General features: G+C 69.4%; 12 protein-coding genes. All 12 read left to right on the top strand.

Features of this window, described 5'->3' with window-relative positions:
- Position 1 precedes the first annotated feature (1 nt).
- The 12 genes from J2Y49_RS21465 to J2Y49_RS21410 all read left to right on the top strand — a co-directional run bounded on the left by J2Y49_RS21465 (position 2) and on the right by J2Y49_RS21410 (position 13465).
- Positions 2-652 carry a DedA family protein gene (locus J2Y49_RS21465; RefSeq protein ID WP_310116987.1) on the top strand — a complete coding sequence of 217 codons (651 nt, stop codon included), beginning with the start codon at positions 2-4 and terminating at the stop codon, positions 650-652.
- Positions 653-1005: 353 nt separating this feature from the next.
- Positions 1006-1881: an AraC family transcriptional regulator gene (locus tag J2Y49_RS21460; RefSeq protein ID WP_310116986.1), complete on the top strand. Its 876-nt coding sequence runs from the start codon at positions 1006-1008 to the stop codon at positions 1879-1881.
- 120 nt (positions 1882-2001) lie between these two features.
- Entirely contained in the window at positions 2002-5028 is a 3027-nt protein-coding gene (locus tag J2Y49_RS21455; RefSeq protein ID WP_310116985.1) for a molybdopterin cofactor-binding domain-containing protein, read from the top strand.
- Positions 5025-5861 carry an FAD binding domain-containing protein gene (locus tag J2Y49_RS21450; RefSeq protein ID WP_310116983.1) on the top strand — a complete coding sequence of 279 codons (837 nt, stop codon included), beginning with the start codon at positions 5025-5027 and terminating at the stop codon, positions 5859-5861. The genes J2Y49_RS21455 and J2Y49_RS21450 overlap by 4 nt, the downstream gene beginning before the upstream one ends.
- Positions 5849-6385: a 2Fe-2S iron-sulfur cluster-binding protein gene (locus tag J2Y49_RS21445; RefSeq protein WP_310116982.1), complete on the top strand. Its 537-nt coding sequence runs from the start codon at positions 5849-5851 to the stop codon at positions 6383-6385. The genes J2Y49_RS21450 and J2Y49_RS21445 overlap by 13 nt, the downstream gene beginning before the upstream one ends.
- The gene (locus tag J2Y49_RS21440) at positions 6378-7934 is read left to right on the top strand and encodes an AMP-binding protein (protein ID WP_310116981.1); all 1557 of its coding nucleotides are present in this window, start codon (positions 6378-6380) and stop codon (positions 7932-7934) included. The genes J2Y49_RS21445 and J2Y49_RS21440 overlap by 8 nt, the downstream gene beginning before the upstream one ends.
- Before the next feature lie 14 nt (positions 7935-7948).
- Positions 7949-8773: an enoyl-CoA hydratase-related protein gene (locus J2Y49_RS21435; RefSeq protein ID WP_310116980.1), complete on the top strand. Its 825-nt coding sequence runs from the start codon at positions 7949-7951 to the stop codon at positions 8771-8773.
- Positions 8774-8831: 58 nt separating this feature from the next.
- Positions 8832-10016 (top strand): ABC transporter substrate-binding protein, encoded by a 1185-nt coding sequence (locus J2Y49_RS21430; RefSeq protein ID WP_310116979.1) that lies wholly within the window; start codon positions 8832-8834, stop codon positions 10014-10016.
- A 27-nt stretch (positions 10017-10043) separates the two neighbouring features.
- Positions 10044-10937 carry a branched-chain amino acid ABC transporter permease gene (locus tag J2Y49_RS21425; RefSeq protein WP_310116978.1) on the top strand — a complete coding sequence of 298 codons (894 nt, stop codon included), beginning with the start codon at positions 10044-10046 and terminating at the stop codon, positions 10935-10937.
- A complete protein-coding gene (locus J2Y49_RS21420; RefSeq protein WP_310116977.1) occupies positions 10930-11973 on the top strand; it encodes a branched-chain amino acid ABC transporter permease in 1044 nt (347 codons plus the stop codon). Before J2Y49_RS21425 ends, J2Y49_RS21420 begins: the two co-directional genes overlap by 8 nt.
- Positions 11970-12752, top strand: coding sequence for an ABC transporter ATP-binding protein (locus tag J2Y49_RS21415; RefSeq protein ID WP_310116976.1), 783 nt, complete (start codon positions 11970-11972; stop codon positions 12750-12752). The genes J2Y49_RS21420 and J2Y49_RS21415 overlap by 4 nt, the downstream gene beginning before the upstream one ends.
- A 5-nt stretch (positions 12753-12757) precedes the next feature.
- Positions 12758-13465 (top strand): ABC transporter ATP-binding protein, encoded by a 708-nt coding sequence (locus tag J2Y49_RS21410; protein WP_310116975.1) that lies wholly within the window; start codon positions 12758-12760, stop codon positions 13463-13465.
- The last annotated feature ends 13 nt before the right edge of the window (positions 13466-13478 follow it).

Genomic DNA, 13478 nt, shown 5'->3' with positions numbered 1-13478 from the left:
CTTGCTGACGGGACTGCCGGATTTCGCAGCCCAGGGGGCCGCTCTCGCCGCCTTCATCGAAGCGCATGCGGACTGGGCGGAAGCCATCATCTTCCTGACGGCGTTTGCGGAGGGGCTGACCCTCGTCGGGCTTCTCATTCCCGGCGTCGTCATGCTGACCGCGGTCGGCGCGCTTGTGGGCGCGGGCGTTCTCGATTTTTGGTCGGTCTATCTGGCGATCGCGGGCGGCGCCATCCTGGGGGACGCCGCGTCCTACTGGCTGGGCCGCCGCTATGGCGAGCGCATGTTCCGGATGTGGCCGTTGAGCAGGCAGCCCGAGCTGCGCCGTCGTGGCGAAGCCTTCTTTCAGCGTCATGGAAGCAAGAGCGTGTTCCTGGCGCGCTTCATCGGCCCGTTGCGCGCGGTGGTGCCGACGACGGCCGGCATGATGGCGATGCCCCATCGGAAATTTCAGACCTTCAACGTCCTGTCGGCCGTGATCTGGGCTCCGCTGCTGATGTCGCCGGGCCATCTTGCCTGGACCGGCTACGACTTGAGCGGAATGAATGGCCGCACCGCACCGGCCGCCGACGGTAGTGCGGGACAAGGTGCGGCAAAGTCCTGTGCGCCCGCTCCACCCGTTGCCGGGCTGCCGGAAAGAACAGGTTGTTGACTCCCGTCCTCAGCCTCGCGACGGCGTCCGTCCGCTTCACTCCGCCGGACTTCCTGTCGCAGGGTCACCCCTAATCGCGCCGTCGGGGGGTGTGGGCTACCTTGGCGTGTCCCGCCGTGCCTGGGGATGTTCGGCAAGCGTGTCCGTAGCTTGTAGAAGATCCCTTATACGGCGGGGCGCCCTCATGATGATTCGATGCCGCCCTTCATGATGCCGCCGACAGCCGCAGGTCCGACGGTTCCTGTCCGATGGATCTGGTAAAGGCCCGCATTGACGATTAGCTTGTCAAACAAATGATCGAGCGGCGTCCCGGAAGCCGAAGGCTGCGGGCGTGTGGAAAGGGACGGGCGGCCATGTCGAAAGCGATGCGCATCCACCAGGGAAGCTTCGGCCGCGTCGCCTTGCTGGATATGGACAATGCGCTGATCCATCACGCGCATCCCCATTGCCATGTGCTGATCAAGGCGTCCGGCGCCGACACGCGCTTCGCGGTGGGGGAACGGCTCTACCCGCTTCGCGACGACACCGCGGTGCTGGTCAACAGCTGGGAGGCCCATTCCTACGCCCATCAGCCGGGTGCCCCGCGCACGGTGATCCTGGCGCTGTACATCGAGCCGCGCTGGCTCGGCGCCATGCAGCGGGAACTCAACGCCAGCGGCAATCCCGGCTTCTTCGCGCAGTCCTGCGGCGAGCTGACGCCGCACATCCGCCGGCTGGCCGACCGCATGGCGGCGGAACTGCTGTATGACGACCCGTCGGGCGAGCGGATGGAGGAGGCGCTGTTCGACCTGATGATCGCCATCATCGACCGCTTTTCCGAATGGCGGAGGCTGGGCGGCACGCGCTATGCCGCCCCGGCGGCCGGCGACTTCCGCATCCGTCAGGCCATCCGTTTCATGCGGGGGAGCTTGGGTGAGGACTTCGACGCCGGCCGGGTCGCCGCCGCCGCCGGACTGTCGCGCGCCCACATGTTCCGGCTGTTCCAGCAGACGATGGCGATCACCCCGGCGCTCTATTTCAACGTGCTGCGGATGGAGGCGGCCATCGACGCCATGGCCGCCGGGCTGGAGAGCGCGACCGAGGTGTCCGGTCGGCTCGGCTTCTCGGCGCCCAGCCATTTCAGCCGCTTCTTCCGCAATCACCAGGGCGTGACGCCCACCGAATACCGGCGCGTCGTCAATCTGGTGGACCGGCCCGCCGGGGGGCCGCCCGAGGCCGGGCATGCGTGAAAATGAGACGTGCGAAAATGAGACGCGCGAAAATGAGACTCTAGGGTAAATCGCGACACTCCACGGTAAAAGCATTGCTTGGCGAACGGTCTAGTCTCCTCCGGTAACGGGAGGATGACGATGACGGCCACGCAGACCGCCACGCAGACCATTGAAATAAAAGAAAGTCCGGCACCATTCCTCGGCCGCGCCATGCCGCGGGTGGAGGATGCGGCGCTGCTGACCGGCGTCGCCCGCTATGCCGACGATCTGCCGGTGAAGCCCGGCACACTGCACGCCGCGATCCTGCGCTCGCCCCATGCCCATGCGGATCTGCTGGGCATCGACACCGCCGCCGCCCTGGGGGTTCCCGGCGTCGCCGCCGTGGTGACCGGGGCGGACGCCAAGCGCCTTGCCAGCGCCTTCCTGGTCGGCATCCGTGCGCCGATGGAGCATTGGTGCCTCGCCATCGACCGCGTGCGCCATGTCGGCGAACCGGTGGCGGTGGTGCTGGCCGACAGCCGCTATCAGGCCGAAGACGCGCTCGACCGGATCGGGGTGCGCTATCGCCCGCTGCCGCCGGTGACCTCGATCGCCCAGGCTTTGGACGAGGGATCGGAGCTGTTGCACCCGGCGGTGGGGTCCAACCTCGTCAACAGCCGCAGCTTCCGTTACGGCGACCCTGACGCCGCTTTCGCCCGCGCCGCCCGCACCGTGTCGGTCGAGGTCGAGTATCCCCGCAATTCCTGCACCCCGATGGAGTGCTTCGTCGTCCTGGCCGACTACGACGCGGCCGAGGATTCATATGAGGTGCTGTCGAACTTCTCCGGCCCCTTCGCCGTCCATCCAGTGATGGCCCGCGCGCTGAACGTGCCGGGTTCGCGGCTGCGGCTGAAGACGCCGCCCCATTCGGGCGGCAGCTTCGGCAACAAGCAGGCGGTCTTCCCCTATGTCGTGCTGATGGGGCTGTGCGCCCGCGTTGCCGGTCGGCCGGTGAAGTGGGTGGAGGACCGGCTGGAGCATCTGATGGCCGCCACCTCCGCCACCGCGCGCCGCATGCGCATCGAGGCGGCGGTGGAGCCGGACGGCCGGGTGCTGGCGCTGCGGATGGAGCAGACCGAGGATTGCGGCGCCTATCTGCGGGCGCCGGAGCCGGCCTCGCTCTACCGCAACCACGGCAACCTGACCGGCGCCTATGACATCCCGAACCTGACGGTGACCAACCGCATCGTCGTCACCAACAAGACGCCGACCGGCCTCAATCGCGGTTTTGGCGGCGGGCAGCTCTATTACGGGCTGGAGCGGCTGATGAACCGAGTGGCGGTGGAGCTGGGGCTGGACCCGCTGGACGTCATTCGCCGCAATCTGGTGGCGGCCGACGCCATGCCCTACCGCACCGCGTCGGGCGGGACGCTCGACAGCGGCGACTACCGCGCAACCCTGGAACAGGCGGTGCGAGAGGGCGCGCTCGACGCAATGAAGGCGCGGCGCGACGCGTTGCGGGCGGAGGGGGGGCTCTACGGCATCGGCTACGCCGCGGTGGTGGAGCCGTCGATCTCCAACATGGGCTACATCACCACCGTCCTGACCGCCGGGGAACGGCGCAAGGCCGGGCCGAAGAACGGCGCGCAGGCGACCGCCAGCGTCGCCGTCGATCCCACCGGCGGCGTGTCGGTGACGGTGGCCTCCGCCCCCCAGGGGCAGGGGCACCGCACCGTGCTGGCCCAGGTGGTGGCCGACGTCTTCGGCTTGCGGTTCGAGGACATCCGCGTCAACACCGACCTCGACACCGGCAAGGATGCCTGGTCGATCGCGTCGGGCAACTATTCCAGCCGCTTCGCCGGGGCGGTGGCGGGGGCGGCCCAGCTGGCGGCGACCCGCTTGCGCGGCCGCATGGCGGCGCTGGTCGCCGGCCAGCTCAACTGCCGGGCGGAGGATGTGCGCTTCGCCGGCGGCAGGGTCTTCTCCGACGCCAACCCGGACAACGGCCTGTCCTTCTCCCGCGTCGCCGCCGCCGGCCACTGGTCGCCCGGCATGCTGCCGGACGGGCAGGAGGCGGCACTGCGCGAGACCGTCTTCTGGACGCCGGAGCCGCTGAAGGCGCCGACGGACGCCGACCACATCAACAGCTCTGCCTGCTACGGCTTCATCTTCGATTTCTGCGGGGTCGAGATCGACCGGACGACGGGGGCGCTGCGGATCGACCGCTACGTCACCATGCACGACGCCGGCCGGCTGCTGAACCCGCTGCTGGTCGAGGGGCAGATCCTGGGCGGCTTCGCCCATGCCGTCGGCACCGCGCTGTACGAGGAATACGCCTATGGCGAGGACGGGCGGTTCCTGTCCGGCACCTTCGCAGAATATCTGGTGCCGACCGCCTGCGAGGTGCCGGTTCCCGTCATCCTCCACCGCGAAAGCCCGTCGCCGGTGACGCCGCTCGGCGCCAAGGGGGTGGGGGAGGGGAATTGCATGAGCACCCCGGTCTGCCTCGCCAACGCGGTGGCGGACGCCCTGTCGGCTGTATCGGTGGACGAGGTGCCGTCCCTGCCGATCACCCCTGCCAAGCTGGCGGCACTGATCCATCCGCCGGAACCGCCGCGACCGTCACCCGCCGGTGGCGCCAGGGAGACTCCGCCGCCGCCGATCACCACACCGGGCGGGCGCGGCCTGACCGGGGAGGGCAGCCGCGAGGTGCCGGCGACACCCGAACAGGTCTGGGCCATCCTGCTCGACCCCAAGGAGCTGGCGGCGCTGCTGCCCGGTTGCGAGGCCTTGGACCTCGTCGGCCCCAACGCCTATCGGGCGGAGGTGGTGGTCGGAATCGGACCAGTGCGCGGCCGGTATACCGCGGAGGTCGCCTTGTCCGACCTCGACCCGCCTAATGCGCTGACCCTGACCGGCAGCGGCACCAGCGCGCTGGGATCGGGTAGCGGCACCGGGCATGTCACGCTGGAGCGCACGGCCACCGGTACGCGCGTCATCTACCGCTACGGCGCGTCGGTCGGCGGCAAGGTTGCCGCGGTCGGCGGCCGGATGCTCGACAGCGCGTCCCGCCTGCTGATCGGCCAGTTCTTCGAAAAGCTGGTCGCCCGTGCCGGTGGGGCGGCGTCTGCCAAACCTCCCTCGCTCCTGGCTCGCCTGCTGCGCCTTCTGGGGATCGCACGATGAAACCCGCATCATTCGACTATCTGCGGCCGGCGACCGTCGCCGACGCGCTGGCGGCGCTGGCGGCCGGGGGTGACGACGCCCGCGTGATCGCCGGCGGCCAGTCGCTGATGCCGATGCTGAACATGCGGCTGGTGCAGCCGCGCCTGCTGATCGACCTCGGCCGGCTGGAGGAACTGCGCACGCTGCGGGCCGAGGACGGCTGGCTGACCGTCGGCGCCGCCGTCACCCAGGCGGAGGTGCTGGCCCGCCCCGCGCTGGCGCGGGAGGTACCGCTGCTGGCCGCCGCCCTGCCGTGGGTCGGCCATTTCCAGACCCGCAACCGCGGCACGCTCTGCGGCTCCGTCGCCCATGCCGACCCCAGCGCCGAGACGCCGCTCTGTCTGGTCGCCACCGGCGGCGAGGTGGTGCTGCGCAATCTGCGACGCCGCCGCACCATCCCGGCCGCCGATTTCTTCCTGGGGCCGCTGACCACGGTGAAGGCGGCGGACGAGATCGTGGAATGCGTCCGCTTTGCCCTGGCCCGGCCGGGCAGCGGCCATGCCTTCCGCGAGCAGTCGATGCGGCATGGCGATTTCGCCATCACCGCCTGCGCCGCCACGGTGGATGGGGAGCGCGCCAGCCTTGCCGTCGGCGGGGTGGCGGACCGGCCGACGCTGCGGTCCTGGCCGCTCGTCGACGGTGGGCTGCCGCCGGATCTCGACGAGGCGCTGAACGCCTTCGCCTGGGATCTCGGTGGCGACGACGACCAGCACGCCACCGCGCGCTACCGCCGCGACCTCGTCCGCCGGATCGGCCGCACCGTCCTTGAGGAAGCCCTGTCATGCCGTCGCTGACCTCCCGAGAAAGCCAGACCCTGGCGGCGGAGGCGCGCCACGCCGTCTCCGTCGTCCTGAACGGCACGCCGCGCACCGGCCACGCCCACCCGCGCCTGCTGCTGAGCGATTTCCTGCGCCACGAGCTGGGCGCCCACGGCACCCGCGTCGGCTGCGAGCATGGCGTCTGCGGCGCCTGCACCGTCCGCATCGACGGCGTGGCGGTCCGCGCCTGCCTGACGCTGGCGGTCCAGGCCGACGGCCGGCGCATCGACACCGTCGAAGGGCTGGCGCAGGCCAACCAGGGGCGGATGACCGCGCTTCAGGAGGCGTTCCGCCGCCATCACGCCCTGCAATGCGGCTTCTGCACGGCCGGCATCCTGATGTCGCTGACCGATTACCTGGGCCGCAAACCCAAACCCACCGAAGAGGAGCTACGCGACATGCTGAGCGGCCATCTTTGCCGCTGCACCGGCTATGCCGGCATCGTCCGCGCCGTGATGGACGTCACCGGCCGGACGGTGAAGGAGGCCGCCCATGTTTGACCTCGGCCGCAGCATCCTGGCCAGCGCGGAGCGCAGCCCCGATGCGGTCGCCATCGTCGACGGCGATCTGCGGCTGACCTACGCGGAATGGCTGGAGCACATCCGCCGGCTGGTCGGCGCCTTCGACCGGCTCGGCCTGCATCCCGGCGACCGCATCGCCACCGCGTTGCAGAACAGCTGGGAGATGGCGACCCTTCATTGGGCCTGTCAATTGGCCGGGATAGTGGTCGTGCCGCTGAACTGGCGGGTGAAGGCCGACGAGTTGGACTATTGCCTGCCCGACGCCGAGGTGCGCGCCCTGTTCTATCAGGAGGTGTCGGCCGACGCCGTCCGGGACTCTGGCGCGGCGCAGGCAGTGCCTCGCATCGCGGTCGGTGACGGCGGCCTCCAAGCCGACCACCGCTTTGCCGACCTGCTGGTAAGCGAGCCGGCTCAAGCGCAGCCCCGCGCCACGGCCGAGGATGTCTCGCTGTTCCTCTACACCTCCGGCACCACCGGCAAGCCCAAGGGCGTGCCGCGCCGCCACCGGACCGAGCGCGCCGCCGCCGTCGCCCATGTCGCGCAGAACTGCTACCGCCGGGGCGAGCGCACGCTGGGGGTGATGCCGCTTTACCACACGATGGGGGTGCGGTCCCTGCTGGCGATGGCGCTGATCGACGGCTGTTTCGTCTGCCTGCCGCGCTTCGATACGGCGCGCGCGCTGGAACTGATCGCGGCGGAACGCCTGTCCTGCCTCTATCTGGTGCCGACGCTCTACCACGACCTGCTGGCCGACCCGAAATTCGCGGAGACCGACGTGTCTTCGGTGCGCAAGCTGGGCTTCGCCGGGGCGTCGATGACCGATGGCCTGCTGAAGCGGCTGGACGCCGCCTTCCGGCCCGAGCTGTTCGTGAACCATTACGGCTCGTCCGAGATCTACACCTTCACCATCGACCAGAACGCGCCGGCCAAGCCGGGGTCTGCCGGCAAGGCGGCGCTGAACCAGCGCATCCGCATCGTGCGCCTCGGCAGCTTCGATCCCGACGAGCGGGCCGCCGCCGGGGAGGAGGGGCAGATCGCCGCCGACCTGTCCGGCGACGAGTCCTTCGAAGGCTACTGGAAGCGTCCCGACGCCGATGCCAAGGCGCTGCATGCCGGCTGGTACTTCACCGGAGACATCGGCTTCCTCGACGGGGACGGCGACCTCTTCGTCACCGGCCGGGTCGACGACATGATCATCACCGGCGGCGAGAACGTCTCACCGGTCGAGATCGAAAGCGTGCTGTCGCTGCATGACGGCGTGCTGGAGGTCGCGGTCGCCGGCCTGCCCGACGAGCGCTGGGGCCAGCGGGTCGTCGCCTTCGTCAGGCGTGCCCGCGGTGTCGAGGCGAGGCATCTCGACGATCATTGCCGGACCTCCGGCCTCGCCAACTTCAAGCGCCCGCGCGAGTACGTCTTCCTCGACGAAATCCCGAAATCGCCGGTCGGCAAGATCCTGCGCCGCAAGCTCCAGGCCGGCGAATTCGCGCTCGAACAAAGTCCAACCGAACAAAGCCCGGCCATCTCCTGAACCCGGTCCCATCCATGGAGTTTCCGATCGTGACCCCCTACCGTTTCGACAGCTCCGACCGCCTGCTCGCCAATCTCGACGGTTTCCGCGTGGAGATCGACGAGACCAAGGAGCGCGCCGACATCGTGCTGCACCGTCCGCCCTTCAACATCGTCAGTATGCTCCAGCGCGACCAGTTCGCTGCCGTGTTCGCGGCGCTCGACCGTGATCACCGGGTGCGGGTGATCGTCCTGCGCGCCGAGGGCGAGAACTTCTCGTCCGGCGGCAACATCGCCGGTTTTATGGAGATGCCTGCCGAGCATGTGTCCGAACTGGCCGTCAACATCGCCGCCCCGGAGCGCTGCCGCAAGCCGGTGATCGCCCAGGTCCGCGGCTATTGCTTCGGCGTCGGCTTCGAGCTGTCGCTGGCCTGTGATTTCCGGATCGCGTCGGAGACCGCGCAGTTCGCCCTGCCGGAGATGCGCATCGGCATGATCCCCGGTTCCGGCGGCTCGGCCCGCCTGCTGCACATGATCGGCATCTGCCGCACCAAGGACATGGTGATGCGGGCGAGGCGCATCCCCGGCCGTCAGGCCGCCGACTGGGGCTTCGTCACCGACTGCGTCGCCGACGCCGAACTGGAGGCGACGGTCGCCGCCCTGGTCGACGAGCTGCGCGGCTTCTCGCCGCTGGCCCAGCGCACCATCAAGGGGGTGCTGAACAGCGGCAACAACGTCCCGGTCAACGGCGCCATCGAGATCGAGGGGCAGGCCTACGGCCGCCTGCGCGGCTCTGAGGATTTCAAGGAGGGTGTCGCCTCCTTCCACGAGAAGCGCAAGCCCGTCTTCAAGGGGATCTGACCGACGCTTCCAGGCACGGGCAACAAAGCACGGACACCATAGGGAGGAACCAAAAATCATGTCCAAGAACACGCTTCTCGGCACCGCCGCGCTCGTCCTGCTCGGACTCGCCGGCGGCGCGTCCGCCGCCGAGCCGATCCGCATCGGGGTGGTGACCCCGCTGTCGGGCACCTACGCGCCGATCGGCCAGCAGGTCCGCTGGGGCCTTGAACTGGCGACCAAGGAGGTCAACGCCGCCGGCGGCATCATGGGCCGTCAGATCGAACTGCTGTTCGAGGACGAGGAGGCCAATCCCGCCGTCGCCACCCAGAAGGCGGAGAAGCTGTTCCAGGTCAACAAGGTCGATTTCCTGACCGGCACGGTCAATTCCGGCTCCACCCTGGCGGTCGGGCAGCTTGCCGAACGCAACGGCCGGCTGATCGCCACCACAGTCTCCTTCTCCGACGCCATCACCACCGACAAATGCTCGCCCAACGTCTTCCGGGTGAATGCGCGGGCGGGGCAGCAGTCGGCGGCGCTGGCGGAATGGCTGGCCAAGGACAAGCCGAAGGCCAAGGTCTATTATCTGGGACCCGATTACGAGATGGGGCGGTCCACCGTCGCGGCCTTCAAGGCGGCGGCGGAGAAGACCGGCGCGCAATCGACCGGCGAGGTCTTCGCGCCGCTCGGCAGCAAGGATTACTCCCAGTATTTCGGCCAGCTCCGCGCCGCGCGGCCCAGCGTGCTCTACACCTCCACCGCCGGCAACGACACCGTGCGCCTGCTGACGCAGATGAGCGAATACGGGCTGCTGCGCAACCTGACCATCGTCGGCGCGTCGGGCACCGTGACTGCCCAGAACATCGGCGCCATTGGCAAGGCGGCCGACGGCTTCGTCACCGGCGTCGGCTATTCGGCGGAACTCGACACGCCCGAGAACAAGGCCTTCGTCGCCGCCTTCCGCAAGGCCTACGACACCGCACCCGACCTTTACGGCGCCGACAGCTACGGCCTGATCGGCTTCTTCAAGGCCGCGGTGGAAAAGGCCGGCGGCACCGACACCGACCCGCTGCGCAAGGCGATGGAGGGCCTGAGCTGGAGCACGCCGCAGGGCAACAAGACCATGCGGGCCGGCGACCATCAGGCGGTCCAGGACATGTACGCCGTGCGCATCGCGGCGGACGGCGGCAGCACCCGCTTCGACGTGGTCGGCACCGTTCCGGGCGACGCGGCCATCGGGCCGGACCAGTGCACCCGGTTCTGAGGAACCGCTTCCAGGGAGCCGACGGCCATGGCCGAACTCATCGACTATCTGCAATTCGTCCTGGCGCCGCAGGCGCTGAACGGCCTGTCGCTCGGGGTCGCCGTCGTCCTGATGGCGCTGGGCCTGACCATCATCTTCGGGCTGCTGGACGTCATCAACATGGCCCATGGCGAGTTCTACGCCATGGGCGCCTTCCTGGCGCTGACCCTGGCCGGGCTGGGGGTGGGGTTCTGGGCGCTGCTGGTGCTGGTGCCGCTGCTGATGCTCCCCATCGGCTGGCTGGCCGAGCGCTGGCTGATCGAGCGGGTCTTCCACAGCCGCGACCGCCACATCCTGACCCTGTTGCTGACCTTCGGGCTGGGGATGATCCTGGAGGATGTGCTGAAGCTGGTCTACGGCCCCAACACCCTGCGGCCCGACAACCCGATCGAGGGCGGCACGGAGATCCTCGGCATGTTCCTGCCGAACTACCGGCTGTTCCTGATCGGCTTCGGCCTCGCGCTGATCGCCGCGGTCTGGCTGGTGGTCTTCCGCACCGGGCTGGGCGCCATGGTGCGGGCCGCCGCCTTCGACAAGGACATGGCCTCGTCGCTGGGCGTGCCGGTGCGCCGGGTCTATGCCGGCACCTTCGCCTTCGGGGTGGCCCTGGCCGCGCTGTCCGGCGTGCTGCTGGCGCCGATCTACTCCGTGTTCCCGACCATGGGACGCGACTTCATCCTGATGGCCTTCACCGTGGTGATCGTCGGCGGCATGGGGTCGATCCAGGGGGCGGTGATCGCCGGCCTGCTGCTGACCCAGGTGCAGGCGCTGTCCAGCCTCTACATCTCCCCCGTCTGGTCGGACCCGCTGGTGTTCGGGATCATGGTCCTGGTGCTGATGGTCCGGCCGCAGGGCCTTTTCGGGAGGCTGGGACATGCCTGACGCCACCACGTTGCGCACCTTGTCCGACCCCGGCCGCGCCGGGCCGGTTTCCCGGCTTTCCCGGCTGGCCCCCGTCCACTGGCTGGCGCTGGCCTTCCTGGCGGCGGCGCTGGGCTTCGCCGCCGTCGCCTGGGCGACCGGCAACGGCTTCTACCTGCGTCTGGCGACCGAGGCGCTGATCTTCGCCGGATTGGCGATGAGCGTCGACCTGCTGCTGGGCTATACCGGCCTCTTGTCACTGGGGCAGGCGCTGTATTTCGGGCTGGGGGCCTATGTCTCCGCACTCGTCCTGCGCGACGTCGCCCCCAGCTTCTGGCTGGCGATGGGGGCGGCCCTGCTGTCTGGCGTCCTGGCGGGCCTGATCGGCGGCGTCATCGCCAACCGGGTGAAGGGCGTCTATTTCGCCCTCATCACCTTCGGCCTGGCCCAGGTCGCGGCCAAGACCGTCTACAACACCCGCGCGCTGGGCGCGTCGGACGGGTTGATCGGCATCCCGCAGATCCAGGTCGGCTTCGGACCGTTCAGTCTCGACACCGCCGACCCGCTCTCCTTCTTCCTGCTGGTGCTGGCCCTGACCGCCGCGGCCTATGCCGGGCTGGCCTATCTGATGGATGCGCCCTTCGGCCGGACCCTGGCCGCCATCCGCGCCAACGAGAAGCGGGTGCCGTTCCTGGGCTTCAACGCGTGGCGCTACAAGCTGGCGGTCTATGTGCTGGCGGCCTGCGTCGCGGCGCTGGCGGGGGCGCTCTACCCGATGCTGCGCGGCTTCGTCTCGCCGGAACTGATGTTCTTCGAAACCTCCGGCAACGCCGTCATCACCGTCATCGTCGGCGGCGTCGGCACGCTGGTCGGGCCTGTGGTGGGCAGTCTGCTGCTGACCGCCCTTCGCTCCGTCGTCGGTTCCTGGACCGAGCATCACCTGATCGTCGTGGGGGTCATTTTCATGCTGTCCGTCATCTTCCTGCGCAAGGGGTTGGTCGGCGCCCTGCTGGCCCGCCTCAACCGCCGCAACGGGCAGGGGAGGTCGACGCCATGACGGCATCCTCCCTCAAGACCGCGGCGGCCGGTGCGGGCGGAGCCTGTGCGCTGGGCGTGCGCGACCTTTCGGTGAATTTCGGCGGGCTCCAGGCGGTGGCGGGCGTCGGCTTCGAGGCCGCCGCCGGACGGATCACCTCGGTCATCGGCCCCAACGGGGCGGGCAAGAGCACGCTGTTCAACCTGATCAGCGGCGCCATCCGCCCCACCGGCGGTCGGGTGACGCTGGACGGCGCCGACGTCACCGGGCGCTCGCCCGACCGGCTGCTCGCCGCCGGGCTGGCCCGGTCCTTCCAGATCACCAACCTGTTCTTCGAGCTGTCGGTCCTGGAAAACCTGCGGATCGCGGCACAGGTGCTGGAACGGCCCTGGCACGCGCTGCGTCCGGTCGGCCACAGCCGCCGGGCACTGGCCAAGGCCGACGCGCTGCTGGAGCGGTTCGGCCTGTCGGCGAAGGCGGGGGAGCTTGCCGGCAACCTGTCGCACGGCGAGCAGCGGCGGCTGGAGATCGCGGTGGCGCTGGCCGCCGAACCGCGGGTGCTGCTGCTGGACGAGCCGACCCAGGGCATGAGCCACGGCGACACGGCCGACACCGGCGCCCTGATCCGCTCGCTGGCCGGCGACCTGACCGTTCTGCTGATCGAGCATGACATCGGCCTGGTGATGAGCCTGTCGGACCATGTCGTCGTGATGGCCCAGGGCCGGAAGATCGCCGAGGGACCGCCAGCCGCGGTGCGCGCCGATCCCGTCGTACAGGCCGCCTATTTCGGACACGGGTGAAACCCATGCTATCCATCGAGAACCTGCACGCGCATTACGGCCTCAGCCACGTCCTGCAAGGGGTGTCCCTGCAGGCCGGTCCGGGCGAGGTGGTCGGGCTGTTCGGCCGCAACGGCGTCGGCAAGACCACCATCCTGAAGTCCATCGCCGGCTGGGTGCCGGCCAGTTCCGGAACGATCCGATACGGCGGCGTCGATCTGGCCGGACAGACGCCCGACGCGATCGCCCGCCTCGGTCTCGGGCTGGTGCCGGAGGATCGCCGCATCTTCCCCGGCCTCAGCGTCGAGGAGAATTTGCGGCTGGGGCTGCACCAATGTCCCGGCCGTGCCCGTCAGGACAACGAGCGGGCGATCGGTCAGGCATTCGCCCGCTTTCCGCGGCTGGCCGAACGGCGGCGGCAACTCGGCACCACCCTGTCCGGCGGCGAACAGCAGATGCTGGCGATGGCCCGCGTGATGGTGGGCACTGCCAGGCTGCTGCTGATCGACGAACCGACGGAAGGTCTGGCCCCGATGATCGTCGACGAGATCTTCGGGATCATCACGGAGCTGAAGCGGGCGGGGCTGACCATCCTGCTGGTGGAGCAGAACATCCACCGTGCGCTCGACGTCGCCGACCGGTTCTATGCGGTGGAACGGGGACGCATCACGCTTCAGGGCGAAGCCGCCTCGTCCGCCGACCGGGCCCGGCTGATGGAGATGGTTGCCGTATGATGCGGTCGCCGAT

This window comes from Azospirillum sp. BE72 (assembly GCF_031455875.1).
Classification (GTDB): Bacteria; Pseudomonadota; Alphaproteobacteria; order Azospirillales; family Azospirillaceae; genus Azospirillum.
This window is presented reverse-complemented; position numbering and strand designations above follow the sequence as displayed.